Origin of the sequence: Yersinia vastinensis (assembly GCF_044905075.1) — a bacterium.
GTDB lineage: Bacteria > Pseudomonadota > Gammaproteobacteria > Enterobacterales > Enterobacteriaceae > Yersinia > Yersinia vastinensis.
The window spans coordinates 1036533-1062316 of sequence record NZ_CP173260.1 but is presented as its reverse complement, the minus strand read 5'-3'; the positions used below and the strand labels follow the sequence as shown (position 1 = coordinate 1062316).

The following is a 25784-nucleotide window of genomic DNA, read 5'->3' as shown; positions in this document are numbered from 1 at the left end:
TTAGCTATTTTTATTTTTTACTGCCGGTTTAGCCCAATCCAGATGCCAGCATAACTCATCGTCATCAGCTCGACCGGCTTGAGTAACAAATACACCCGCAGCAGCAATTAACTGCTCACCAAAATAGAGCAGCGGAATACGTTCTCGCAACCAGGGGGGGATGCCTAATTCTTGCCATAGCTTCTTACTGTGGCGCGAATGATGCCGCCCAACAATACTAATCTCCCCCTGCAAACCAAACCGTATGCTTATTTCCTCACCCACAGCTGCGGCTCTGATAGCTTGCCCCCCCTTCGCAACAAAACGCAGCACACCAAGGTTAGCCGGGAGAACCAAAGGTTCTGGAACTATAGCGGTTTGGTCAGGGGCGGCTAAAACTGTAGTCCAAGGCAGTTGCTGAACGCTTATTTCAGCCAAAGGAGGCAACAAATATAAATATTGCCGAAAACGACGAATCTGATGAGCGCCCAGTATCAGTTGAGGTTCTGCATCCTGTCTGGCCATGGCAACTTCTAACCATAACCGTTGCAGTTGGTTTTGCGACGGCATGGAAGCACCACATGCGGCTAACCAACGGCGCAGTATTGCGGCACGTTTGGCTGTCGAAGCCAGCAATAACCCCTCAATAGACAGCGCACCCTCTGCATTTTGCAATTGTTGTAAGTTATCAGCCAACAACTCATCCAGCAGTTGCTCTTGCTCCGCGCACAGGACAGCACTTCGCGCCGTGGCTTGTGCAAAATGTGGCCAGCGCTGATTAAGTAAAGGCAAAATTCTTAAACGCAGGAAATTACGATCGAAACGATCGTCCTGATTACTGTCATCTTCAATCCACTGCAACTGCTGCGCTCGGGCATAGTTTTCTAGCATTGCACGTGAAAAAGCCAGTAATGGGCGCAAAAGCTGGCCATGGGCAAAAGGCATCTTAGCCGCCATCGAGGATAACCCTGCGGGGCCGCTACCCCGTTTGAGCGCCAGTAGGAAAGTTTCACACTGATCATCCAAATGTTGAGCGGTAAGTAGCACTTCATTGGTGGCAAGATGGGCCCTAAATGCCTGATAGCGGGCAGTTCTGGCCGCCGCCTCAATACCGGTTTCACGGGAGTCAATGCTGACGCGCACCACCTCAAGCGGAATTTTCCATTGTTCACATTGTTGCTGACAATGAATTACCCAATTATCTGCCAATGGATTTAGGCCATGGTGAATATGAATGGCACGAATCTGTAACTCAGGGATAAATTGGTCACGCAAACACACTAATAAATGCAATAGCACACTGGAATCTAAGCCACCACTGAACCCAACCAGCACATGCCGATGTTCACCCAATTGCGCAAGCAGCGGGTTAAGCAAAACAGGGGATGTCGAGGGAACAGCGTTCATGTTATTCCGGTGTCAATTCATAGAGTTCCAGAGGTAAACCATCTGGGTCATTAAAGAAAGTAAAACGTGACTCTGTATAGGGATCAATGCGAATTGCCTCGCAAATAACCCCGGCTAATTCAAGCTCCCGAACAGCGAGCTCAATATCGTCGACCTGAAAAGCCAAGTGCCGTAATCCACATGCCTCTGGACGGCTGGGCCGCGGTGCGGGTGTTGGAAAAGAGAATAGCTCAATAATGTACTGCCCGTTTAGCGCAAGATCAGCTTTCCATGAATCACGTTCTTCTCGATACACTTCGGAAGCCAGAGTGAATCCAAGAACTTCACAATAGAATTGTTTACTGACCTGATAATCTGAGCCAATTATCGCAATATGATGAACCCGACGTATTGCCAGCATGAATTACTCCAATAAAATCATCAGTGAGTTATCTCTTATCGATTCGCTACACGCTCATTTAATTGATGAAAAAAAACCGGTACTGATTACAGCACCGGTTTTTTCACTGTCTGAGTGTCGAAATCAGCAATAACCGTAGTTCATGAGACGCTGATAACGGCGATTCAATAACTCTTCGTTATTCAGTACATCCAAGTCGCTGAGATCAGCCAGAAGCTGTGCTTTCAGTGAAGCGGCAATCGCTGAATAATCACGATGTGCACCACCTAAAGGCTCAGGGATCACGGAGTCGATCATCTTCAATTCTTTCAGACGATGAGCAGTGATACCCATGGCCTCTGCGGCTAATGGCGCTTTATCGGCGCTTTTCCACAAAATTGATGCACAACCTTCAGGAGAGATAACAGAATAAGTGCTGTATTGCAGCATATTCACTTTATCGCCAACACCGATTGCCAATGCACCGCCGGAACCACCTTCACCAATGACGGTACAAACGATAGGTACATTCAGGCGAGACATCTCACGCAAGTTACGTGCGATGGCTTCCGATTGGCCACGTTCTTCAGCACCAACGCCCGGATACGCCCCCGGGGTGTCAATGAAAGTAATGATCGGCAACTTAAAGCGCTCGGCCATTTCCATCAGACGTAATGCTTTACGGTAACCTTCTGGTGCTGGCATCCCAAAGTTACGACGGATCTTCTCTTTGGTATCACGGCCTTTCTGATGACCAATGATCATCACCGGACGGCCATCCAGACGTGCAATACCCCCCACGATAGCTTTATCGTCGGCGTAAGCACGATCACCAGCCAGTTCTTCGAAATCGGTAAAGATATTAGCGATATAATCCAGGGTATAAGGGCGACCAGGATGGCGTGCCAGTTGGGCAATTTGCCATGCGCCAAGATCCGAGAATATCTTCCGCGTCAGCTCGACACTTTTCTCGCGTAGACGCTGAACCTCTTCGTCCAGATTAATATCTAATTTTTCGTCTTGACGGCTGACTGCAGTCAGCGAGTCAATTTTCGCTTCCAGCTCTGCAATCGGCTGTTCAAAATCAAGAAAATTCAGACTCATAGCATTCCTATTTTAGTCAAATTCCAGTTCCACCTGCTCATTACCTACCAGCGTTCGCAAATCTATCAATAAGCGATCGGTGGGGGTCACACGCCATGTGGCCCCAAACCGCAGCCGGGCGCGAGCATCTTCCCGTTGGTAATAAAGATGTACTGGGATCGTCCCCGCTCGATGGGGTTCCAACGACTGACGGAGACGGTTCAAAAGCTGGTCATCAATTTGCCTGTCGGTCAGCGATATAGCAAGCCCACGGGCATATTTTTCACGAGCTTCACTGATGTCCATTAACTCACGGGCGGTCATTTTAAGTCCACCACTAAAGTCATCAAAGCTGACCTGTCCAGTGGCTATCAGGATACGGTCTTTTTCCAATAAATGCTGATATTTTTCCAACGCATCGGTGAATAACATCACCTCCAGACGGCCAGAGCGGTCATCCAAAGTGCAAATGCCAATACGATTGCCGCGTTTTGTCACCATAACCCTTGCCGCGATCACCAACCCCGCAGCCATGGTCATTTTGCCCCGGTCCGTCGGATGCATATCTTTCAAACGCAGCCCACCGGCATAACGTTCTATTTCCTTCAGATACTGAGTAATCGGGTGGCCGGTCAGGTACAATCCCAGCGTTTCCCGCTCACCGTCTAAAACAATCTGTTCCTGCCACGGCGGCACATTAGCATAAGATTGCTCAACCTGCTCAGGAGCATCGGCTAATACGCCAAACATATCTACCTGACCAATAGCCTCTGCCTTGGCATGTTGGTCTGCCGCTTTTAATGCTTCACCCAACGAACTCATTAATGCCGCGCGGTGTGGACCCAAACGGTCAAAGGCACCAGACATAATAAGCTTTTCTAGAATTCGGCGATTAAGTTTTTTCGTGTCGACTCTGGCGCATAAATCAAATAATTCTTTGAAATAACCGCCCTCTTTGCGGGCTTCCAGCATCGCCTCAATCGGCCCCTCACCTACACCTTTGATAGCACCAATGCCATAAACAATTTCGCCGTCGTCATTGACATGGAAATGATACAAGCCACTGTTGATATCAGGAGGCAGAATTTTCAACCCCATCCGCCAGCATTCATCGACTAGGCCAACAACCTTATCGGTGTTATCCATATCAGCGGTCATTACCGCTGCCATAAATTCAGCCGGATAATGTGCTTTTAGCCACAGCGTTTGGTAAGAAACCAAAGCATAAGCGGCGGAGTGTGATTTGTTAAAGCCATAACCGGCAAATTTCTCTACCAGGTCAAAGATTTTAATTGCCAGTTCGCCATCAACGCCCTGACTTTTGGCGCCATCTTCGAATACAGAGCGCTGTTTGGCCATCTCTGCCGGGTTCTTTTTGCCCATTGCACGGCGCAACATATCCGCACCGCCGAGTGAATAACCCGACAATACCTGAGCAATCTGCATAACCTGTTCTTGATACAGAATAATGCCATAAGTTGGCTCAAGCACCGGTTTTAGGGACTCATGCTGCCATTCAATATCGGGATAAGAGATAGCCTCACGACCATGCTTACGGTCAATAAAGTTATCAACCATTCCCGATTGCAACGGGCCGGGACGGAACAGTGCCACGAGAGCGATCATGTCTTCGAAGCAGTCAGGTTTAAGCCGCTTGATAAGATCTTTCATGCCTCTGGATTCAAGCTGGAATACTGCTGTCGTTTCCGAGCGTTGCAGCATATCGAAGCTTTTTTTGTCATCCAGTGGAATAGAAGCAATATCAATTGGCTCTAAACCGGTTTTGGCACGCCGGGCATTGATCATCTCCAGCGCCCAGTTAATGATAGTGAGCGTTCGCAAACCCAAGAAGTCGAACTTCACTAACCCAGCATATTCCACATCATTCTTATCAAATTGAGTGACTGGGTTATTTCCTTCAGCATCACAGTAAAGTGGTGCGAAATCAGTGATTTTGGTTGGTGCGATAACAACCCCACCGGCATGTTTACCGGCATTACGGGTTACCCCTTCCAACTTCCGCGCCATATCGATCAGCGCCCTGACCTCTTCGTCTGCCTCATAAATTTCAGGCAACTGTGGTTCTGCGGCGAAGGCTTTCTCTAGCGTCATCCCCGGATCTGGCGGGACTAGTTTCGAGATACGATCGACGAAACCATAAGGATGACCCAGAACACGGCCCACATCCCGAATAACGGCTTTAGCCGCCATAGTACCGAAGGTGATGATCTGGGAAACCGCATCACGGCCATACATTTCCGCAACGTGCTCAATCACCAGATCGCGTTTCTCCATACAGAAGTCGACGTCAAAATCGGGCATTGATACACGTTCCGGGTTTAGAAAACGTTCGAACAGCAGATCAAATTCCAGCGGGTCGAGATCGGTAATCTTCAACGCATAAGCCACCAGAGAACCCGCACCAGAACCTCGCCCTGGCCCTACCGGCACACCATTATCTTTTGACCACTGGATGAACTCCATGACTATCAAGAAGTAGCCGGGGAAACCCATCTGGTTGATAACTTTGAGTTCAATTTCCAGACGTTCATCATATTCTGGGCGCTTTTGCGCCCGAACTTCAGGATCAGGGAATAAAAACTCCAGCCGCTCTTCTAAACCTTGTTTCGACTTTTCAACCAGAAAATCTTCTGTGCTCATATCACCGGTTGGGAATTGGGGTAAGAAATACTCCCCCAGTCGGATGGTGACATTACAACGTTTGGCTATCTCGACACTGTTGAGCAAGGCCTCAGGGATGTCGGCGAACAGCTCACACATTTGCTCTTCGTCACGCATAAACTGCTGTGGGCTATAATTTTTAGGCCGCTTTGGATCAACCAGTGTAAAACCATCATGGATGGCGACACGAATTTCATGCGCGTCAAAGTCTGACTCGTCGATAAAGCGCACATCATTGGTCGCCACCACGGGCAATCCGCGCTCAGTCGCCAGTGTCACGGCAGCATGCAAATAGTTTTCTTCATCTGGGCGTCCGGTACGGATTAACTCCAGATAGTAGCTGTTGGGAAAATGCGTTTGATAAAACTCGAGACATTGATCAACCTGAGCCTGATTGCCTCGTAAGATAAACTTACCAACATCCCCCATCCGACCACCAGACAAGAGAATCAGCCCTTCTTTATGATTAATCAGCCAATCTCTATCAATGATTGGCCCCGCCGCACCATAGCCACGTTGATAAGCTTCAGATATCAGTAATGTTAGGTTTTGGTAACCTTCATTATTACGTGCCAAAACAGTCAGGTGAGCTAGCTCATCACCCAAAATTTCGCTTTGTACGTAGAAGTCTGCACCGATGATGGGTTTGATCCCTGCACCATGAGCGCTACCGTAGAATTTTACCAAGCCACATAGGTTGGTAAAATCGGTAATGGCCAGAGCGGGCATGCCTAATGCAGCAGCTCTCTTCACCAAGGGCCCAACCTTGGCTAATCCATCGATCATGGAGTAATCGCTGTGAACACGCAGGTGGACAAAACGAGGTTCGGCCATATCCAGATACCAGAAATTAGTGGATTGAATCATATCCCAAGCAATTTACTGCAAGGAATCATATCCATATGTTATGGAAGTTGCTTTAGTGTTTACACAAAAATGGTTTATACCAAAATGAATTACACCAAACCTAGCACACGTTTAACCGGGCCGAAACTACGCCGGTGATGCTCAGTCGCACCGAAAGCTGCCAATTTTTCCAGATGAACAGCAGTTGGATAACCTTTGTGCTGCGCGAAGCCATATTCAGGGAAATGGAGGTCAAGTTCCGTCATCTCACGATCGCGCGTTACTTTAGCCAGAATTGAAGCGGCGCTAATCTCAGCGACTCGACTATCACCTTTGACAACAGCCAACGATGGCATCGCCAGTTTTGGGCAACGGTTGCCGTCGATCAAAACATAATCAGGTGCGATATGCAGCCCCGCGACCGCCCTTTGCATTGCCAGCATCGTTGCATGCAAAATATTAAGGTGATCAATTTCTTCCGGCTCTGCGCGACCGAGGCTCCATGACAGCGCCTTGTCAGTAATTTCGTCATAAAGTGACAGGCGGCGTTTTTCACTCAGTTTTTTTGAGTCAGCCAAACCCACAATTGGCCGTTGAGGATCGAGGATGACTGCCGCGGTGACGACTGCGCCCACTAAAGGACCACGCCCCACTTCGTCCACACCTGCAATCAGATTTGCCTGTGGGTAAATAAAAATATCCGTCATCGTCCAGCTAACTCCAATACAGCCTGTGCTGCCTGCTCATCCGCGCCACAACGGATGCTCTGATGTAAAATCAGAAAACGTGCCTTTAAAGCCTCAACGGCATCTCCACCTTGCAGTAATGGCAGCAGCGCGTCGGCTAATTTCTGTGGCTGACATTCTTGTTGCAACAGCTCCGTCACCAGTTCTTCACCCGCTAGCAAATTGGGCAATGAAACATAAGGCGTTTTGACCAAGCGTTCAGCCAGCCAAAATGTGAAAGGCTTCATACGATAGCCGACCACCATCGGGCATTTAGCCAGCATGCACTCTAATGCAGCAGTACCCGAAGCCAGCAACGTCGCATCACTGGCAATCATTGCTAAACGAGCATTACCATCAAGTAGATGCACGGATAAGTTGGGGGCAACTTCGGCTTTAATTCGCTCAAACTGTTCACGTCGTTTGCTATTAACCAGAGGAACCAACACGTCCAACTCCGGTATTTGTTGCTTCAAGAGCGCAGCTGTGCGCAAAAAATCGCCACTGAGCATTTCGACTTCAGAATGGCGACTCCCCGGCAGCAAGGCTAGGCAAGGTGTGTTGGTTGCAATACCAAGTTCTGCTCGCGCAGCTTGTTTATCAGGCGTTAACGGCATGGCATCTGCCATGGTATGACCGATAAAACGGCAGGGAACATTAAAACGATCGTAAAACGCTTTTTCAAAAGGAAGAAAAGCGAGCACCATATCGGTTGCTTTACCAATTTTGAAAACACGTTTTTGTCGCCAGGCCCAAACTGATGGGCTGACATAATGAACGGTTCTGATACCGCGCTGCTTTAAACGCCCCTCAAGGGTAATATTGAAATCAGGGGCATCAATACCGACAAAGACATCAGGAGAAAGCTCGCTAAAACGTTGAGTTAACTCTTTTCGAATTTTCAATAAACGTGGCAGGCGCTCTAACACTTCAACAACGCCCATCACTGCCAATTCTTCCATTTCAAACCAAGCTTCACATCCTTCAGCTTGCATCAGAGGCCCTGCGACACCAACAAAACGTGCATCAGGAACTTGCGCTTTCAGTGCACGAATCAATCCTGCACCCAGAATGTCGCCAGACGTTTCTCCAGCGACCAAACCGATAGTTAAAGGACGCCCGCCGCTTAACGGACGATCAACAGATAATGGGCTATTTTGCATAAATCAGCGAATAATGCCGCGAGTCGAACGTTCAAAGAAATCACTGAATGCCTGAACCGCCGGATATTGCTGTGCTAGTTCGGCAATTTCTGGCTTCACTTCATCCAGCGTTCTACCACTGCGATACAGCAATTTGTACGCATTACGGATAGCATGAAGTGATTCTTTGTCGAAACCACGGCGCTTCAACCCTTCGATATTGATACCGAATGGCGTCGCATGATTGCCTTGAGCGATGACAAAAGGAGGCACGTCTTGAGCAACGCCTGAACAACCGCCCACCATAACATGCGCACCGATCACGCAGAATTGGTGAACTGCTGTCATACCGCCAATAATGGCATAATCGTCAATTTCTACATGACCACCCAATGTCGCATTATTCGCAAGAATACAACGATCGCCAATGATACAGTCATGGGCAATATGGGCATTAATCATCAATAAATTGTCGCTGCCTACTTTGGTTAATCCACCCCCCTGAACAGTGCCACGGTGGATAGAAACACTTTCGCGGATACGGTTACGGTCACCAATCTCGACGCGAGTAGGCTCGCCTGCATATTTCAGATCCTGGTTTGCTTCACCAATCGAGGCAAACTGGTAAATCTGATTATCACAGCCGATTTTTGTTATTCCATTAACGACGACATGGGATTTCAGTTCCGTGCCAGCGCCGATTTCCACCTGGGATCCGACAAAGCAGAAGGGGCCAATATGAACGCCGGCGCCAATAATGGCACCTTCTTCAACAATAGAGCTAGGATGGATAACGGCGGTTTTGTCAATCACGTATCAGGACTCCTTAACGTCAGGCTTTACAGCTGCGACTTCTGCTGTTGCTGGTTTGCTACGCGCACACATCATTGTTGCCGTACAAACAATTTCACCATCAACTTTCGCAACACCAGTAAAACGGGTCAGGCCACGGCGTTCTTTGACAAACTCAACTTCCATGATCATTTGATCGCCTGGCACTACGGGGCGTTTGAAGCGGGCGTCATCAATACCAGCAAAATAATAAAGCTCGCCCGGTTCAAGTTTACCACGGCTCTTAAACGCCAAAATCCCAGTAGCTTGAGCCATCGCTTCTAATATCAGCACGCCAGGGAAGATTGGCTTGCCCGGGAAATGGCCTTGGAAAAATGGCTCGTTGAAAGAGACGTTCTTCACTGCACGTAGAAATTTACCTTCCTCGAAATCGAGGACGCGATCTACCAGCAAGAATGGAAAACGATGCGGGAGTAGATCCAAAATCTCTTCAATGTGCAGAGTATGAGTGTCAGTAGTCAAAATACTCTTCCTGTCTAAAAACTGATGCTATCAACAACACGGCCTGCGCAGCCCCAAAAGGGAGGCATTAGGCAGGCCGCAAATTATGAACTCTTTACACTTACTTTTGACATTAACTGCCAATAAGTTTGATTATTTGCTCAGAGTTTCGGGCTTAAGTGACTATTCTTTATCGATCTTGCGCTCAATAGCTTTTAAGCGTTTATTAATTCCATCAATATTCATCACTAAAGCAGCTGTCTTGCGCCAAACTTTATTCGGTTGTAGCGGAATACCGGAGGAGTATAACCCAGGTTCAGTGATTGGACGCATCACCATTCCCATCCCAGTGATAGTGACTTTGTCACAGATCTCCATATGACCATTGATCACACTGGCCCCGCCTATCATACAATAGCGCCCAACTTTCAGACTGCCTGCCATGATAACACCACCCGCAACTGCGGTATTGTCGCCAATCACAACGTTATGTGCAATCTGACATTGGTTGTCAATGATGACGCCGTTGCCAATAATCGTATTATCCAACGCACCACGGTCAATTGTTGTACAAGCACCAATCTCAACACGATCACCAATATGAACAGAGCCAAGCTGGGGGATTTTTATCCAATTACCACGATCATTCGCATAGCCAAAACCATCTGCACCAATGACCGTACCGGATTGAATTAAGCAATTTTGCCCAATCACAACTTCATGATAAACGGAGACATTGGCCCACAAACGGCTACCAGCACCAATGCGAGTATTTTTACCAATAAAACAGCCTGCACCGATAACAACGTTATCACCCAGTACAACACCAGACTCTATCACCGCATTTGCGCCAACAGAGACGTTCTCTCCCAGCGTCGCTTGTGGAGAAATTACCGCGCTTGGCGCAATATCCTGTGCTGGCTGAGGGGTCGTATCCATTATTTGCGCCATGCGAGCATAGGTTAAATAGGGATTATTCACGACTAAAGCGGCAGATTTACAAAAAGGTAAATCAGCCTCAGTCAACACTACGGCACCTGCATTACACGTGGCGAGTTGTTCCTGATATCGGCTATTTGCTAAAAATGTGATTTGCGAAGGCTCGGCGGAATGCATAGAAGCGATGCCGGTGATGACGATATCGCCATCACCGTGCACCTGTGCATCCAACTGCTGGGCTAAATCAGCCAGTCGAATTGAAGGCATGTTTTATTTAACCTGTTTCAGCACGTCAGCAGTGATATCCATAGAAGAATCTACATATGCAACAGCATTTGCATCGATCACTACGTTATAACCGCCTTTGCTGGCAACAGATTTAACAGCATCCTGAATACGGCTCAGAATTTTGTTACGTTCTTCCATTTGACGACGGCGATTGTCTTGCTCAAAAGCCTGGGCTTTAGTAGAGAAAGTTTCACGCTGTTTCATTACGTCGTTTTCCAGCTTAGTACGTTCGCTGGCTTTCATGGTAGAACCGTCACGTTGCAGCTTCTGCATTTTAGTCTGCAGATCGCGCTCCATTCCTTGCAGTTCGGTTGCACGGCCTTTGAATTCATTCTCCAGCTGTTTAGCTACGGTTTCACGCGCAGGCAATTGTTGGAAAATGCTGGAAACGTTAACAACAGCAATCTTGTCAGCGGCTTGAACGCTGGCTGAAGCAGCCAATGCTAAACCTAGACCTGCGGCACACAACCACTTTTTCACTATAAACTCCTTACCATTACCCGTTTGTGTCAGAGACACCTTGAAGTGCACTTAATACTGAATAATCCCTAAGTTAGCGCCAGCCTGAGCCAACGCTACTTTAGGTTATTTCAACTACCAGTGCTGTCTTTAAAATTCAGTACTACTTTGCCAATCAATTACCAAGTTTTACCAATGTTAAACTGGAATTGCTCTGACTTATCACCTTCGTAATCTTTAACCGGTTTAGCATATGAGAACACTAACGGCCCCAATGGAGACATCCATTGCAGCGACACACCGGCAGACACACGAATATTGCTGGCTTTACTGTAATCAGGTATGCCAGCAGCACGCGTCGCTGCGGTATTTTCCCAATTAGTATCCCATACCGTACCTGAATCAATGAAGAATGAAGTACGTACAGAGTTTGAGTATTTCTCGCTAATAAACGGTGTCGGTGTGATCAGTTCTAAACTGGCCACCGCCATCGCATTACCACCGACAGCATCTGTAGAATCCCGGATGGTTCCATTAGCATTATAGTATGCAGCTTTAGGACCGATGTTATTTGATCGGAAACCACGCACCGTACTAGAACCACCGGCATAGAAGTTTTCGTAGAATGGCATCTCTTTAGAGCCGATACCGTCGCCATAACCTAAGCGACCACGACCTAAGAGCACCCACGAACGGTTTTCATCTAACGGCTGGTAAGCAGAAGTATCGAAAGTGATTTTATAGAACTCGTTATCAGAGCCAGGCACGGTCACTTTCGTATTCACTGATGATTTAACACCAGAAGTTGGGAAGAAACCACGGTCAAGGTTGTTATATGTCCACCCCAGATTCAACGTGAAATCATCTGCGGTAAAGCTTGCACGGTCAGTCAGATTAGGATCCTGACCTACGGAGTCAAGATATCGCCACATCGCGACTTGTGGTTCCATATCAGACAGATCGTTATGGACGTAACCTAAGCCAACACGCAATGAGTTATTTTCATTGATAGGGAAGCCTAAAGTACCGTCAACACCATAGCTGCTGTTGGTATAGCCAGACAGGTCCGCGTTATCTGCTTTAAAGTCATTATAGAAGATACGCCCGCCCAGACTGACACCATCGACGGTGAAGTAAGGGTCAGTTAAGGTAAATTCAGCATAAGTCTGATAGTCATTCTTCGTGCCGTTAATACCAACGGTATTACCGGTACCCAGCCAGTTATCCTGCTGAACACCAACTTGGAAGCTCACACCACTTTCAGTACCGTAACCGATACCAAAGTTCAGGCTACCGGTGTTTCGTTCTTTAACTTTGTAGGTAACATCAACCTGATCAGCAGTCCCCGGAACACGCTGAGTTTCAACATCAACGGTTTCGAAATAGCCCAAACGGTTCAAACGTTCTTTACCGGCTTCAACCTGATCATTCCCCAGCCAAGCACCTTCCATCTGACGCATTTCACGACGTAATACGGAGTCTTTACTGGTGTCGTTACCTTCGAAACGGACATTGCGGACATAGAAACGGTTACCCGCATCTACATTGATATGCAATTTGACCGTTTTATCAGCATCGTTAATCTCAGGTTGAGATACCACACGTGGATAGGCATAGCCATAACGGCCCAACATCTTCTTGATGTCTTCTTCCATGCGGGTGACTTTACTGCCGTTGAACAATTCGCCCGGCTCAATCTTGGTCAGCCTATCTGCTTCAGATTGATGACCTGCAAGATTACCGCTCACGACCACACTGTTAAGCTTGTATTGGTCGCCTTCAGTAATATTGATGGTGATATAGATGCCTTTTTTATCTGGAGTCAAACTCACTTGAGTTGAATCGATATTAAAGCGGGCATAACCACGGTCAAGATAGAAACTACGCAAGGTTTCAAGATCACCAGCCAGTTTCTGTTTCTGGTATTTGCGGTCACCGACCACGTTCCACCATGGCACTTCATCACGCAATTGGAAGCGAGAGATAAGCTCATCCGTTGTGAAACTGTGGTTACCTACGATGTTGATCTGCTGAATTTTTGCAGAAACACCCTCGGTAAAGACCAGTTTGAGATCGACACGATTACGTGGCAATGGCGTAACAACAGCCTTCACGGAAGCACTGTATTTACCCACACTGTAGTAGAAATCTTCGAGTCCTTTTTCAATGCTGGATATAGTGGTACGGTCCAGGGCTTCGCCAACCCGGACGCCAGAGGCTTCCAGATTCTGCTTAAGCATGTCATCTTTCACCGCTTTATTACCGGAGAAAGTGATGCTGGCAATCGTTGGGCGTTCTTTGACTTGAACAATCAGCGTATTACCATCGCGCAGGACACGAACGTCCTCGAAGTTGCCTGTAGCAAACAACGCACGGATAGTATTACCGATGTCTTCATCACTGACGGTATCGCCTACGCGAACCGGCATATTAAGTAACGCCGCACCGACGGCGACCCGTTGCAGGCCTTCGAAATGAATATCTTTCACTACGAACCCGTCTGCACCGTATACGGTGGCGCTGCCAAACAGCAGCGACGCTATGAGCAACTTTTTCATCGCCATCGTTGTTATGCGTTCTTCCTAACCTATCCCCTGCCGTTAAAGACGGGAGAAATCATTGAAAAGTGCAAGCCCCATTAATAGCACCAGCAAAATCGAGCCGATGCGATAACTGAAGTCCTGTACTCGCTCAGAAACCGGCCCACCCTTCAGCTTTTCTATCGCCAGGAAGAGCAGATGTCCACCATCTAACACCGGTAATGGGAACAAATTGATAATGCCTAAATTGACACTGATGAGTGCCAAAAACATCAGGTAATACACCAATCCGTACTCAGCTGAAACCCCAGCACCTTGCGCAATAGATATCGGGCCACTCAAGTTATTCAGCTTAACATCACCAGTAATCAGTTTACCCAACATGCTTACCGTCAACCGCATCAACTGCCAGGTTTTATCCCCAGCTTGGTAGAATGCCGTAAACGGGCCATATTGGCGAATCGTTCTATATTCATCCGGAAGCGGTATAACTTTCGGCACTACACCCGCAAAACCTTCACTGCGGTTTTCTCCAACCGATTTTGTATCTGGTATCAAGGTTAAAGACAAGGGGGTACCACCCCTTTCAATATCTAACACCAGCGCTTTACCGGGGTTATCTCGAACTTGTAAAACAAATGTTTGCCAACGATCCAATAACTGACCGCCAACTTTAACTATCCTATCCCCTGCTTGTAAACCCGCCTTTTCTGCCGCTGAACCTGGTTGAACTTCTGCCAGAACAGATTCAATCTGCGGGCCGCGAGGAATAATCCCTAATGCGACGACAGGGTCCTGTTTATCTGGCTCAAATTGCCACTGACGCAAATCCAGTGTTTTTTGCACCACATTGGCAGAACCAAATGGAGCAACCCCCACTTGCGTTTGCTTGTCGCCAATTTTACTGACTAATGCCAAACGAACAGAATCCCAGTCAGGCGTTTCGATGCCATCTACGGACTTAAGTTCCATTCCCGGAGAAATATTGGCTTGTGCAGCAATAGATTGTGGTGAAATATCACCCACAACCGGGCGCACACTTGGCACCCCAATGATAAACACCAGCCAGTATGCAATGACAGCAAAAAGGAAGTTAGCAATCGGACCCGCGCTGACGATCGCCGCGCGTTGTAAAACAGTTTTATTGTTAAAAGATTGATGGCGGAACTCTGGCGCGACAGCCTCTACACGCTCATCCAACATTTTAACATAACCGCCCAGAGGGATAAGGGCGATGACATACTCAGTACCCTGACGATCAGTTCGGCGCCATAACGCTTTACCAAAACCGATCGAAAAGCGCTCCACACGGACACCACAGCGCCGTGCCACCCAAAAGTGACCAAACTCATGCACTGTAATTAAGATCCCCAGTGCGATAATAAACGCGGCCAGGCTCCAGAGTATGCTCATCATATTCCCTAAACTCCCCGTCAGTGACGGATTAAAACACTAACAGCATTAAGCAGGCAAATACCGGCACAGCTGCGGTCAGGCTATCGATACGATCCAGTATCCCACCATGACCAGGAATCAAATGACCACTGTCTTTGATTCCCGCTTCACGTTTAAACATACTTTCGGTCAAATCGCCGAGTACCGAGGCCAATGCAGCAACCACGGAACAGATTAACAGTTTTTCCGGGATGATATCCAACGGAGCGTATCGACCAAACAGCCATGATATCAGAGCTGATGTCAGTAAACCGCCAATTAATCCTTCCCACGTTTTACCAGGTGAAACTCTAGGCGCTAATTTGTGTTTACCGAACAGTTTTCCGAACATATAAGCGCCGGAATCCGCTCCCCACACCAAGAGCATCACATACAGCAACCACCAGGCACCGATATTATGGTTCAACTCATAACCGTACTGGCGCAGTGCCACCATGCCCCAGAAGAAAGGGACAATCGTCAGAATGCCGAAAATTATACGTAAGAGACGAGAATTGCGCCAGAAAGCCGCTGAACGTGGGTACGTTAGCACCAACAGCAATGCGGCAATCCACCACCCCATAGAGAGCCAGAGGGGGACGCTTACTTGCAGAAGATGTGCCGAATGCTGGTAGGCAGGAAGACTAAGCAGCATCAGGACAAGAAGAAAACCACAAAGTATAGCCAACCAAATACGCTGAGAACGGCTGGCAAACCCGGCTAATTGCCCCCACTCCCAAGCTGCAAGCATGCAGACAAAGAGAGTTACAATAGCAAAACCAACCGGCGGAAGCAGGAACAGTGCACCAATGACAACCGGAATCAAAATCAAAGCAGTTATGAGACGATACTTCAGCAAAAGTTCCCCCTAGGATGCCGTGACATCGATAGGTGTAGTTCCCCCGAAGCGACGCTCGCGTTGTGCAAATGCATTCAGCGCACCTTCAAAGACATGTTCATCAAAATCAGGCCAGAGTACATCAGTAAAGTAAAGTTCAGCATAGGCAATTTGCCACAACAAGAAATTACTGATGCGATGTTCACCACCGGTTCTGATCACTAAATCTACCTCAGATTGCTCATGTAGGCAGATATACGAGTTTAGCGATTCTTCCTTGATATCTTCGGGTTGCAGCTCTCCTCGCTGTACTTGTTCAGCTAAGTGGCGCACTCCCTGAATAATATCCCAACGACCACCATAATTGGCTGCAATATTCAGCTTCAGACCATCATTGTTCGCAGTTAGCTCTTCTGAGCGACGAATCCGTTGCTGTAAGCGCTCACTAAATCGGCTTATATCACCAATTACTGATAAACGAACATTATGTTTATGCAGACTTTTTACTTCGCTGTCCAGCGCTCGAACAAAAAGCTCCATCAGCGCGGTGACTTCTTGAGCAGGGCGATTCCAGTTTTCACTACTGAAAGCATAAAGCGTGAGCGCATCTAACTGATGAGAAGCAGCAAAACTGACCGCGCGACGAACCGACTTCACTCCCGCTTTATGACCGAAAACCCTTAATTTCCCCCGGTTTTTAGCCCAACGCCCGTTACCGTCCATAATAATAGCAACATGACGTGGAGTCAGTGGGGACAAGTTAGCCCTATCTTCATTTACAGACGACATAATGCGAACTCATTTCCTCAATAAATCAATTGTTCGTCCCGAACATTAGGCAGTAAGCGCACAAAAAAAGCCGTGTACCAAGTCACGGCTTCTTAAGTGACAGCCAAAATAGACGGTTTAAATACCTATTGGGCCGTTAATCAACGGTCTATATCTCCATTGATGGTGCTGACTATACCATCTCAGCCCAGCCCTAACAAATTCCCGCATCAGGTGATAAGGCTTTTAATTATTCAATTTTGCTATTGCTTTCGTTGCCATATCACGGGCCTGACGGTCAATTATCAGCACTTCATCCACACAGGTTGGTTCTGGTGACGATAAATGTTCAACTACAGTACGATTGATAACAGCAATATCAGTGAAACGAATTTTCGAATCCAAGAATGCCATGACAGAAATTTCGTTCGCCGCATTAAGCGCTGTCGTGGCGGCCTGCCCTGCATTACATGCATCGATAGCCAGTTTCAGGCATGGATAACGTTGATAATCCGGTGTACCAAAGGTCAACTCGCGGATTTTGCAAAAATCCAAGGGAGCAACACCGGACTGAACTCGCTTCGGGTATGCCATCGCATGTGCAATAGGTGTGCGCATGTCAGGTGTCCCCATCTGTGCCAATACGCTTCCGTCATGATAGCGGACCATCGAGTGAATCACTGACTGAGGATGTAAAATCACTTCCATCTGCTCAGCACTGGCATTAAATAACCAACGAGCCTCAATATATTCTAGCCCTTTATTCATCATTGTTGCCGAGTCGACCGATATCTTGCGCCCCATAGACCAATTAGGGTGTGCGCAGGCTTGATCCGGTGTGACATCAACAAATTGTGATAATGGAATTTCACGCAGTGGGCCACCAGAGCCTGTCAGAATAATGCGTGAAACACCATTCTCACTTAGAGAAGAATAGCCTAATTGACGCTGAACATTTTCAGGTAAACTCTGAAAAATAGCATTATGTTCGCTGTCGATGGGGAGCAATTGCGCGTGGCTATGTTTGACTTCATCCATAAAGAGCTTGCCGCAAGTAATCAGCGACTCTTTATTCGCCAACAAGACCTGCTTGCCTTTGCGGATAGCCGCTAATGTAGAAGGCAAGCCAGCCACACCCACAATAGCAGCCATAACCTGATCGACATCCTCTAAAGCCGCTAATTCGCAAGCTGCTTTTTCACCAGAGTAAACCTCAGTTCGAGAGCCATTTTCAGCCAACAGGCGACGCAGCGCTATAGCCGATGTTTCATCGGACATTGCCGCATAACGGGGAGCGAACTCTAGGCATTGCTGTGCCATCTGCTCGACATTGCGGCCAGCAACCAGTGCAGTAACTTTGAATAATTCGGGATTAGTGCGCACAACACCCAGAGTGCTGTTGCCGATAGAACCAGTAGAACCAAGAATAGTCAGTTGCTTCATGAGAGTGCTCTGAATAACTGTTTTTATGATAGGTGAGGCATCAACCAACTGTATGACAGGCGGAAAACTACTACCCTCAAACCCAATTTACGGCGCTTTATTGATGAGAGTCTATTGCGCCTATAACCTATTGTTTTATTAGAAAAATTATCAATAAGATATTTTTCCAATAAAGCAGTAAACCGAACTAAAAACAAAGCGCCGCCTAAGCGACGCTCTGCCTGGTGAGTGACGATTAGAAATCCATCAACTCAGCTTCTTTCGCTGCCAATGCTGCATCAACTTTCTTGATGTAAGCATCAGTCAATTTTTGCACTTCATCTTGAGAACGACGATCTTCGTCTTCGCTAATTTCTTTGTCTTTCAGTAAGGCTTTCACTTTGTCGTTAGCATCACGGCGCACGTTGCGAATAGAGACGCGGCCCTGCTCTGCTTCTGCACGAACAACTTTGATCAAGTCTTTACGACGTTCTTCTGTCAGCGGTGGTAATGGCACGCGAATCACAGTACCTGCAGAAGAAGGGTTCAGACCTAAATCTGAAGACATAATTGCTTTTTCAACTGCGGCACTAAGGCTACGGTCAAAAACAGTCAGTGCCAGAGTACGGGAATCTTCCACAACAACGTTAGCCAACTGACGCAAAGGGGTTGGCGTGCCGTAGTACTCAACCTGAATGCCATCAAGGATACTTGGAGAAGCACGGCCGGTACGAATCTTACTAATATGGTTCTGGAAGGCTTCGACGCATTTTTCCATGCGTACTTCGGTATCTTTTCTAATTTCGTTAATCACGTTGTGAACCCTTGAAAACTGGTTACTTGGCAGGCCATAGCTTGAGTATAGCCGGTGAATATACAAACCAACAATTGCTGGCTAAAGGGGCGGGTATTCAATCTAATTGCCCCCTGACAGTACAGGCAGTCGCTTATTTAGAGATAGCCGTCACTTCTTTAGTGATCAGCGTCCCTTCATTCTCACCCATCACCACGCGACGCAGAGCGCCAGGTTTGTTCATGTTGAAGACACGAATTGGCAGGTTATGGTCACGTGCCAGAGTAAAGGCTGCCAGATCCATAACTTTCAGCTCACGTTCTAAAACGTCCTGATAGGTTAACTGTTCGTACAGTGTCGCGTCAGGATTTTTCACCGGATCTGCGGAGTAAACCCCATCGACTTTAGTTGCTTTCAGCACAACATCAGCTTCAATTTCGATGCCGCGCAGACAAGCCGCAGAATCCGTGGTGAAGAATGGATTACCTGTACCTGCAGCAAAAATCACCACACGGTTGTGACGTAGCAGGCTGATTGCCTCGGCCCAGCTGTAATTATCACACACGCCATTAAGTGGGATCGCAGACATCAGGCGGGCGTTCACATAGGCACGGTGCAGCGCATCTCGCATTGCCAGGCCATTCATTACGGTAGCCAGCATTCCCATGTGGTCGCCCACTACGCGGTTCATCCCAGCCTGTGCCAAACCGGCACCGCGGAATAAGTTACCACCGCCAATGACCACACCGACCTGAATGCCCAATTCGACCAGCTCTTTAACTTCTTGAGCCATGCGATCTAAAACGCTTGCGTCGATACCAAAACCTTCTGCGCCTTGCAGGGCTTCGCCACTAAGCTTAAGCAGGATACGCTGATATACGGGTTTTGCATTGGTTGCCATGGTGTTCTGTCCTAAGCAGCAGTAATAGTATTGGGGACTTGACCGTCATACATTCAGAGCAACAATAAGTGCGCTAAAGGTCTACGGACTAAATTCTAGAAGTGGATAAAATGGAACCGCCTATTGGCGGCCCCATTTTTTAGCATTAAGACTGTTTGCTCATTGCTGCAACTTCAGCAGCAAAGTCAGTCTCAACTTTCTCAATGCCTTCGCCCACTTCGAAGCGGATGAAGTTTACAACGTCGGCTTTGTTTTCTTTCAACAAATCACCAACAGTTTTGCTTGGGTCCATAACGAAGTTCTGACCAGTCAGAGAAACTTCGCCGGTGAACTTACGCATACGGCCTTCAACCATCTTCTCAGCAATTTCACGTGGTTTGCCGGATTCGATAGCGATGTCCAGCTGGATTTGGTGCTCGCGAGCAACAACTTCAGCAGGAACATCTTCTGGCTTAACGTATTCAGGCTTGCTTGCAGCGATGTGCATAGCAATGTGCTTAACCAGCTCTTCATCAGCGCCAGTTGCCGCAACCATAACACCGATACGTGCGCCGTGCAGGTAAGTCCCCAGAACATCGCCTTCCAGAACAGCAACACGACGAATGTTGATGTTTTCACCGATTTTAGCAACCAGATTAGCGCGTTGTTCTTCGAACTTAGCTTTCAGAACGTCGATATCAGCGATTTTGTCAGCCAGAGCTGCGTTGATAACTTCTTCGCCGAATGCTTTGAAGCCAGCATCTTTAGCAACGAAGTCAGTTTCGCAGTTCAGTTCCAGAATCACACCGAATTTGCCGTCAGCTGAAACTTTAGCCAGGATGATGCCTTCAGCAGCGATACGGCCTGCTTTCTTGGCAGCTTTAGCCTGACCAGATTTACGCATATTGTCGATGGCAAGCTCGATGTCGCCGTTAGCTTCAACCAACGCCTTTTTACATTCCATCATGCCTGCGGCAGTACGCTCACGCAGTTCTTTTACCAAAGCAGCGGTAATAGCAACCATTTCAATTTCCTCGGTTCTCTTGTGAAAACAAGATCTCACATTAGATACGCAAAGGGGGCCTATAAAAGGCCCCCTAACCAACATATTTCAATACCTGGTTAATAAGGGCTCACACCGAGCCTGACTTATTATTCAGCTTCTACGAAGCTTTCTTCCGCTTGAACGGCCAGATCTTGAGAACGACCTTCATTGACGGCAGTAGCAACAGCGCTCAGGTACAGTTTAACTGCACGGATTGCGTCGTCGTTACCTGGGATGATGAAGTCAACGCCATCTGGATCGGAGTTAGTATCAACGATAGAGAATACCGGGATACCCAGGTTGTTAGCTTCTTTGATAGCGATGTGTTCGTGATCAGCATCAACAACAAACAGTGCGTCTGGTAAGCCGCCCATGTCTTTGATACCGCCCAGGCTGTTTTCCAGCTTGTTCAGTTCACGAGTACGCATCAGCGCTTCTTTTTTGGTCAGCTTGTCAAAGGTGCCGTCTTGAGACTGGATTTCCAAATCTTTCAAACGTTTGATGGACTGACGAACTGTTTTCCAGTTAGTCAGCATCCCGCCCAACCAGCGATGGTTCACGAAGAACTGGTCGCAGTTGTTGGCAGCTTCTTTTACCGCTTCGCTTGCTGCGCGTTTAGTACCAACGAACAAAATCTTACCTTTACGGGAAGAGATCTTTTTCAATTCAGCCAAAGCTTCGTTGAACAGTGGTACAGTTTTTTCCAGGTTGATGATGTGAACTTTGTTACGTGCGCCGAAGATGAAAGGCTTCATTTTCGGGTTCCAGTAACGGGTCTGGTGACCGAAGTGAACACCAGCCTGGAGCATGTCGCGCATGGAAACAGTTGCCATGATTAAAACCTCTATAGTATCAGTTGGGGTTATGCCTCCACGTGTCCCATAACACCGACCCCATAAGCGATTGATAATCATCAAAAACTTTAGGGCACCCCGGTGTATGTGTCGACACGTGTGTGTTATTTACACATATGAGTGCGATTGGTATTACTTGGCTAAACAACGCATTTGTCATTAGAACACAGTGCGGTTCGCCGGCGCGCTTTATACCATAAACAGCCGCAACACACCAACTTTTGTTGTATTTAGTCTCGGCGCTGCAAACGAAAGTTTGGCAGCAAATTGCAGGGCTGATACCATACGCGACAGCATTTTTACTTATTTCATTATACAGCGGCCTCACGCTGGCCCCTGTGGACACTTTTGCATGGCAATCTCAATCAAAACACCTGACGATATTCAAAAAATGCGCGTTGCTGGCCGCTTGGCTGCTGAAGTGCTGGAAATCATTGAACCCTACGTAAAACCAGGGGTAACGACCGGTGAACTGGATCGTATCTGCCACGACCATATTACCAATAAACAACAGGCTATTTCTGCTTGTCTGGGCTATCACGGCTATCCGAAATCAGTTTGTATCTCGGTAAATGAGGTGATTTGTCACGGTATTCCAAGTGATGAAAAAGTGCTGAAAGATGGCGATATCGTTAATATCGACGTGACCGTAATTAAAGATGGTTTTCACGGCGATACCTCAAAAATGTTTATTGTCGGTAAACCGACCATTCTCGGGGAACGTCTGTGCCGCGTGACGCAAGAGAGCCTGTATCTGGCGATCAAAATGGTCAAACCGGGTATCCGTCTGCGCACGCTGGGCAAAGCTATCCAGAAATTTGTCGAAGCTGAGAATTTCTCTGTTGTGCGTGAGTACTGTGGTCACGGTATTGGTGAAGGTTTCCATGAAGAACCACAAGTTCTGCACTACGATGCTGATGATGGCGGCGTTATCCTGCAAGCGGGCATGGCTTTCACCATTGAACCGATGGTCAATGCTGGGGATTACCGGATTCGTACCATGAAAGATGGCTGGACGGTAAAAACTAAAGATCGCAGCTTGTCGGCACAGTATGAGCATACTATTGTGGTAACCGATAACGGCTGCGAAATAATGACGTTGCGTAAGGATGACACCATCCCCAACATCATAACGCACGAGTAATTATAACAAGCCGGCTCCCGCCGGCTTTTTTATGGGCTGCGTTTTTCATCGGATTCTTTATCCACGGGGAATATATGTCTGACAATCACACCGAGCACTCTGCACCACTCGCGGTAACGAAGGTCATTCCGGAACAGCCCGCGCTACCGAGTACCTACCTTGATAGCGAGCTTAATTGCCCCATACTCAAACAGCGGTTAGAGATATTCCAATCTTGGCTCGCTGAAGCATTCAATGGCGGAATTAGTGCCGAGACACTCATTGCTGCACGCAGTGATTATATTGACCAACTGCTACGGCGGTTGTGGACATTTTATGGCTTTGATGATGTGCCAGAAACCGCGCTCGTCGCCGTTGGTGGCTATGGCCGTGGCGAATTGCATCCCTTATCCGATATCGATGTTTTAATCCTTAGCAAACAGCGTTTAAATGAAGAACATGCTCAGCGAGTCGGTCAGTTAATCACTTTACTGTGGGACTTGAAGCTAGAGGTTGGTCATAGCGTCCGCACACTGGAAGAGTGTTTGTTAGAGGGGCTAGCCGACCTCACGGTAGCCACTAATATGATTGAGTCGCGCTTAATTTGTGGTGATGTTGCTCTGTTTTTACAGATGCAAAAACACATTTTCAGCGACAGCTTCTGGCCATCCCCCAAATTTTTCCACGCCAAAGTGGTTGAACAGCAAGAGCGGCATAAACGCTACCACGGCACTAGCTATAATCTGGAACCGGATATCAAAAGTAGCCCCGGTGGATTAAGAGATATTCATACTCTTCAGTGGGTTGCCCGCCGCCATTTTGGCGCCACATCATTAAGTGAAATGGTTGATTTTGGTTTTCTGACGAAAGCAGAGCGCAATGAGCTTATCGAAAGCCAAAGTTTTTTATGGCGTATCCGCTTTGCACTGCATTTGGTATTGACCCGTTACGATAACCGTCTGTTATTTGACCGCCAACTGAGCGTTGCCCAGCTTTTGCAATATCAGGGGGAAGGTAATGAGCCCGTCGAACATATGATGAAAGATTTTTATCGTATGACGCGCCGGGTCAGTGAACTGAATAACATGTTATTGCAGTTGTTTGATGAGGCCATACTGGCGCTGGATACCAATGAAAAACCACGCGCACTGGATGATGAATTTCAGTTACGCGGGGATTTAATAGACCTTCGTGATGAAAACCTCTTTGTTCAACAACCTGAAGCCATTATGCGCATGTTCTACTTGATGGTGCGCAATCAGGATATCAAAGGGATTTACTCCACCACCGTGCGCCGTTTACGTCATGCCCGCCGGCATCTGAAGCAACCCTTATGCAACATCCCTGAAGCCCGTAAGCTGTTTATGGCAATTTTACGCCACCCCGGCGCGGTTTCCCGCGCATTATTACCAATGCACCGCCACAGTGTTTTGTGGGCCTATATGCCGCAATGGGGCAGTATTGTCGGGCAAATGCAGTTTGACCTGTTCCATGCTTATACCGTTGATGAGCACACGATTCGAGTGCTACTCAAGCTCGAAAGTTTCGCCGATGAAACAACGCGGCCACGCCATCCGCTTTGCGTAGAGCTTTACCCGCGCTTGCCTCAGCCAGAATTATTACTGCTTGCCGCGCTATTCCACGATATCGCCAAAGGCCGTGGGGGTGACCACTCAATTCTAGGCGCTCACGACGTTTTGGAATTTGCCGAGCAGCATGGGTTGAATTCCCGTGAAGCCCAGCTTGTCGCTTGGCTAGTCCGCTGTCATCTATTGATGTCAGTCACCGCTCAACGTCGGGATATTCAGGATCCAGCGGTGATCCAACAATTCTCCGCTGAGGTGCAAAGCGAAACTCGCCTGCGCTATTTGGTTAGCCTAACTGTGGCTGACATCTGCGCCACCAATGAGAATCTGTGGAATAGCTGGAAACAAAGCCTGTTACGCGAACTTTATTTCGCCACAGAAAAACAGTTACGCCGGGGTATGCAAAACAGCCCGGATCTGCGTGAGCGCGTACGCCATCATCGGCTACAGGCGCTAGCACTACTGCGGATGGATAATATTGATGAAGAAGCACTGCATCGAATCTGGAGCCGTTGTCGGGCCGACTACTTCCTGCGACACTCACCTAATCAGTTAGCTTGGCATGCCCGTCATTTGCTTGAGCATGACTCCACCAAGCCTCTGGTTCTGATTAGCCGTCAGGCGACACGCGGAGGGACCGAAATATTTATCTGGAGCCCTGACCGCCCATCGCTATTTGCCGCCGTTGTTGGTGAATTAGATCGTCGTAATCTGAGTGTTCATGATGCACAGATTTTCACTAACCGTGATGGTATGGCAATGGATACTTTTATCGTGCTAGAGCCAGATGGTAGCCCGCTGGCACAAGATAGGCATCCGATTATCCGCCATGCCTTACAACAGGCGATGACGCAGCCGAACTATCAACACCCGCGAGTCAGGCGGTTATCACCTAAATTGCGGCATTTCAGTGTGCCAACCGAAACCAATTTCTTGCCAACCCACAATGAGCGCCGAACTTATTTGGAGTTAATTGCACTAGACCAACCGGGTTTGCTGGCGCGTGTTGGCGAGATTTTTGCGGATTTAGGATTATCCTTGCATAGTGCGCGTATTACCACGATTGGCGAGCGAGTAGAGGATTTGTTTGTGTTAGCGGATAAAGATCGCCGGGCATTGAGCCTTGAAACTCGTCGTGAATTAGCACAACGGTTGACAGATACCCTCAATCCGAACGATAAACTGTGATACAAATAACTTTTTAGCGATTAATTTTCTTACAATTGACCACCCAGAGTCATTGGCGCTGCAGCTAACACTGCTGTGGCAACAAGTCTGA

General features: G+C 47.8%; 21 protein-coding genes. 2 read left to right on the top strand and 19 right to left on the bottom strand.

Annotated features, from left to right (window positions below; genetic code table 11):
* The 19 genes from tilS to rpsB all read right to left on the bottom strand — a co-directional run bounded on the left by tilS (position 1) and on the right by rpsB (position 21775).
* Positions 1-1386 (bottom strand): tRNA lysidine(34) synthetase TilS, encoded by a 1386-nt coding sequence (gene tilS / locus ACIOG0_RS04810; RefSeq protein ID WP_050140295.1) that lies wholly within the window; start codon positions 1384-1386, stop codon positions 1-3.
* A gap of 1 nt (position 1387) precedes the next feature.
* On the bottom strand, positions 1388-1786 hold the full coding sequence (locus ACIOG0_RS04805) for a VOC family protein (RefSeq protein ID WP_128451841.1): 399 nt from the start codon (positions 1784-1786) through the stop codon (positions 1388-1390).
* A 123-nt stretch (positions 1787-1909) separates the two neighbouring features.
* Positions 1910-2869, bottom strand: coding sequence for an acetyl-CoA carboxylase carboxyl transferase subunit alpha (gene accA, locus ACIOG0_RS04800; protein ID WP_050098126.1), 960 nt, complete (start codon positions 2867-2869; stop codon positions 1910-1912).
* A gap of 12 nt (positions 2870-2881) precedes the next feature.
* The gene (gene dnaE, locus ACIOG0_RS04795; protein ID WP_145525109.1) at positions 2882-6364 is read right to left on the bottom strand and encodes a DNA polymerase III subunit alpha; all 3483 of its coding nucleotides are present in this window, start codon (positions 6362-6364) and stop codon (positions 2882-2884) included.
* Between the two features lie 122 nt (positions 6365-6486).
* The gene (gene rnhB, locus ACIOG0_RS04790) at positions 6487-7083 is read right to left on the bottom strand and encodes a ribonuclease HII (protein WP_050140293.1); all 597 of its coding nucleotides are present in this window, start codon (positions 7081-7083) and stop codon (positions 6487-6489) included.
* The gene (lpxB, locus tag ACIOG0_RS04785) at positions 7080-8264 is read right to left on the bottom strand and encodes a lipid-A-disaccharide synthase (protein WP_050098124.1); all 1185 of its coding nucleotides are present in this window, start codon (positions 8262-8264) and stop codon (positions 7080-7082) included. The genes rnhB and lpxB overlap by 4 nt, the downstream gene beginning before the upstream one ends.
* A gap of 3 nt (positions 8265-8267) precedes the next feature.
* Complete coding sequence (gene lpxA, locus ACIOG0_RS04780) at positions 8268-9056, bottom strand: acyl-ACP--UDP-N-acetylglucosamine O-acyltransferase (protein WP_050098123.1); 789 nt, start codon at positions 9054-9056, stop codon at positions 8268-8270.
* A gap of 3 nt (positions 9057-9059) precedes the next feature.
* Positions 9060-9557, bottom strand: coding sequence for a 3-hydroxyacyl-ACP dehydratase FabZ (gene fabZ, locus ACIOG0_RS04775; protein ID WP_050098122.1), 498 nt, complete (start codon positions 9555-9557; stop codon positions 9060-9062).
* Positions 9558-9719: 162 nt separating this feature from the next.
* Positions 9720-10742 (bottom strand): UDP-3-O-(3-hydroxymyristoyl)glucosamine N-acyltransferase, encoded by a 1023-nt coding sequence (gene lpxD / locus ACIOG0_RS04770; RefSeq protein WP_050098121.1) that lies wholly within the window; start codon positions 10740-10742, stop codon positions 9720-9722.
* 3 nt (positions 10743-10745) lie between these two features.
* A complete protein-coding gene (gene skp, locus ACIOG0_RS04765) occupies positions 10746-11243 on the bottom strand; it encodes a molecular chaperone Skp (RefSeq protein WP_050098120.1) in 498 nt (165 codons plus the stop codon).
* Between the two features lie 158 nt (positions 11244-11401).
* Positions 11402-13786, bottom strand: a complete 2385-nt coding sequence (gene bamA / locus ACIOG0_RS04760) for an outer membrane protein assembly factor BamA (RefSeq protein ID WP_128451842.1) — start codon at positions 13784-13786, stop codon at positions 11402-11404.
* A 36-nt stretch (positions 13787-13822) separates the two neighbouring features.
* Complete coding sequence (gene rseP, locus ACIOG0_RS04755; RefSeq protein WP_050098118.1) at positions 13823-15178, bottom strand: sigma E protease regulator RseP; 1356 nt, start codon at positions 15176-15178, stop codon at positions 13823-13825.
* Positions 15179-15206: 28 nt separating this feature from the next.
* The gene (gene cdsA, locus ACIOG0_RS04750) at positions 15207-16055 is read right to left on the bottom strand and encodes a phosphatidate cytidylyltransferase (RefSeq protein WP_050098117.1); all 849 of its coding nucleotides are present in this window, start codon (positions 16053-16055) and stop codon (positions 15207-15209) included.
* 9 nt (positions 16056-16064) lie between these two features.
* Positions 16065-16823, bottom strand: a complete 759-nt coding sequence (gene ispU / locus ACIOG0_RS04745; RefSeq protein ID WP_050098116.1) for a (2E,6E)-farnesyl-diphosphate-specific ditrans,polycis-undecaprenyl-diphosphate synthase — start codon at positions 16821-16823, stop codon at positions 16065-16067.
* 225 nt (positions 16824-17048) lie between these two features.
* The gene (gene ispC, locus ACIOG0_RS04740; RefSeq protein ID WP_050098115.1) at positions 17049-18245 is read right to left on the bottom strand and encodes a 1-deoxy-D-xylulose-5-phosphate reductoisomerase; all 1197 of its coding nucleotides are present in this window, start codon (positions 18243-18245) and stop codon (positions 17049-17051) included.
* A 235-nt stretch (positions 18246-18480) separates the two neighbouring features.
* Positions 18481-19038 carry a ribosome recycling factor gene (gene frr / locus ACIOG0_RS04735; protein WP_050098114.1) on the bottom strand — a complete coding sequence of 186 codons (558 nt, stop codon included), beginning with the start codon at positions 19036-19038 and terminating at the stop codon, positions 18481-18483.
* A 133-nt stretch (positions 19039-19171) separates the two neighbouring features.
* The gene (gene pyrH / locus ACIOG0_RS04730; protein WP_025377285.1) at positions 19172-19918 is read right to left on the bottom strand and encodes a UMP kinase; all 747 of its coding nucleotides are present in this window, start codon (positions 19916-19918) and stop codon (positions 19172-19174) included.
* Positions 19919-20063: 145 nt separating this feature from the next.
* Positions 20064-20921, bottom strand: a complete 858-nt coding sequence (gene tsf, locus ACIOG0_RS04725) for a translation elongation factor Ts (RefSeq protein ID WP_050098113.1) — start codon at positions 20919-20921, stop codon at positions 20064-20066.
* Between the two features lie 128 nt (positions 20922-21049).
* Positions 21050-21775 (bottom strand): 30S ribosomal protein S2, encoded by a 726-nt coding sequence (rpsB, locus tag ACIOG0_RS04720; RefSeq protein WP_004706703.1) that lies wholly within the window; start codon positions 21773-21775, stop codon positions 21050-21052.
* A gap of 373 nt (positions 21776-22148) precedes the next feature.
* Here rpsB and map point away from each other — a divergent pair, with 373 nt between their 5' ends.
* Together map and glnD are read left to right on the top strand one after the other, a co-directional pair.
* The gene (gene map / locus ACIOG0_RS04715; RefSeq protein WP_050098112.1) at positions 22149-22940 is read left to right on the top strand and encodes a type I methionyl aminopeptidase; all 792 of its coding nucleotides are present in this window, start codon (positions 22149-22151) and stop codon (positions 22938-22940) included.
* 74 nt (positions 22941-23014) lie between these two features.
* On the top strand, positions 23015-25693 hold the full coding sequence (gene glnD / locus ACIOG0_RS04710) for a bifunctional uridylyltransferase/uridylyl-removing protein GlnD (RefSeq protein ID WP_050098111.1): 2679 nt from the start codon (positions 23015-23017) through the stop codon (positions 25691-25693).
* Positions 25694-25784 lie beyond the last annotated feature (91 nt).

What these genes read in the sequence shown, in the direction of transcription:
- ACIOG0_RS04805 (WP_128451841.1), bottom strand. Translation starts at nt 1,786, where the DNA reads ATGCTGGCAATACGTCGGGTTCATCATATTGCGATAATTGGCTCAGAT.
- bamA (WP_128451842.1), bottom strand. Translation starts at nt 13,786, where the DNA reads ATGGCGATGAAAAAGTTGCTCATAGCGTCGCTGCTGTTTGGCAGCGCC.
- ispU (WP_050098116.1), bottom strand. Translation starts at nt 16,823, where the DNA reads ATGTCGTCTGTAAATGAAGATAGGGCTAACTTGTCCCCACTGACTCCA.
- tsf (WP_050098113.1), bottom strand. Translation starts at nt 20,921, where the DNA reads ATGGTTGCTATTACCGCTGCTTTGGTAAAAGAACTGCGTGAGCGTACT.
- map (WP_050098112.1), top strand. Translation starts at nt 22,149, where the DNA reads ATGGCAATCTCAATCAAAACACCTGACGATATTCAAAAAATGCGCGTT.
- dnaE (WP_145525109.1), bottom strand. Translation starts at nt 6,364, where the DNA reads ATGGCCGAACCTCGTTTTGTCCACCTGCGTGTTCACAGCGATTACTCC.
- rnhB (WP_050140293.1), bottom strand. Translation starts at nt 7,083, where the DNA reads ATGACGGATATTTTTATTTACCCACAGGCAAATCTGATTGCAGGTGTG.
- pyrH (WP_025377285.1), bottom strand. Translation starts at nt 19,918, where the DNA reads ATGGCAACCAATGCAAAACCCGTATATCAGCGTATCCTGCTTAAGCTT.
- glnD (WP_050098111.1), top strand. Translation starts at nt 23,015, where the DNA reads ATGTCTGACAATCACACCGAGCACTCTGCACCACTCGCGGTAACGAAG.
- lpxD (WP_050098121.1), bottom strand. Translation starts at nt 10,742, where the DNA reads ATGCCTTCAATTCGACTGGCTGATTTAGCCCAGCAGTTGGATGCACAG.
- ispC (WP_050098115.1), bottom strand. Translation starts at nt 18,245, where the DNA reads ATGAAGCAACTGACTATTCTTGGTTCTACTGGTTCTATCGGCAACAGC.
- lpxB (WP_050098124.1), bottom strand. Translation starts at nt 8,264, where the DNA reads ATGCAAAATAGCCCATTATCTGTTGATCGTCCGTTAAGCGGCGGGCGT.
- accA (WP_050098126.1), bottom strand. Translation starts at nt 2,869, where the DNA reads ATGAGTCTGAATTTTCTTGATTTTGAACAGCCGATTGCAGAGCTGGAA.
- tilS (WP_050140295.1), bottom strand. Translation starts at nt 1,386, where the DNA reads ATGAACGCTGTTCCCTCGACATCCCCTGTTTTGCTTAACCCGCTGCTT.
- rseP (WP_050098118.1), bottom strand. Translation starts at nt 15,178, where the DNA reads ATGATGAGCATACTCTGGAGCCTGGCCGCGTTTATTATCGCACTGGGG.
- rpsB (WP_004706703.1), bottom strand. Translation starts at nt 21,775, where the DNA reads ATGGCAACTGTTTCCATGCGCGACATGCTCCAGGCTGGTGTTCACTTC.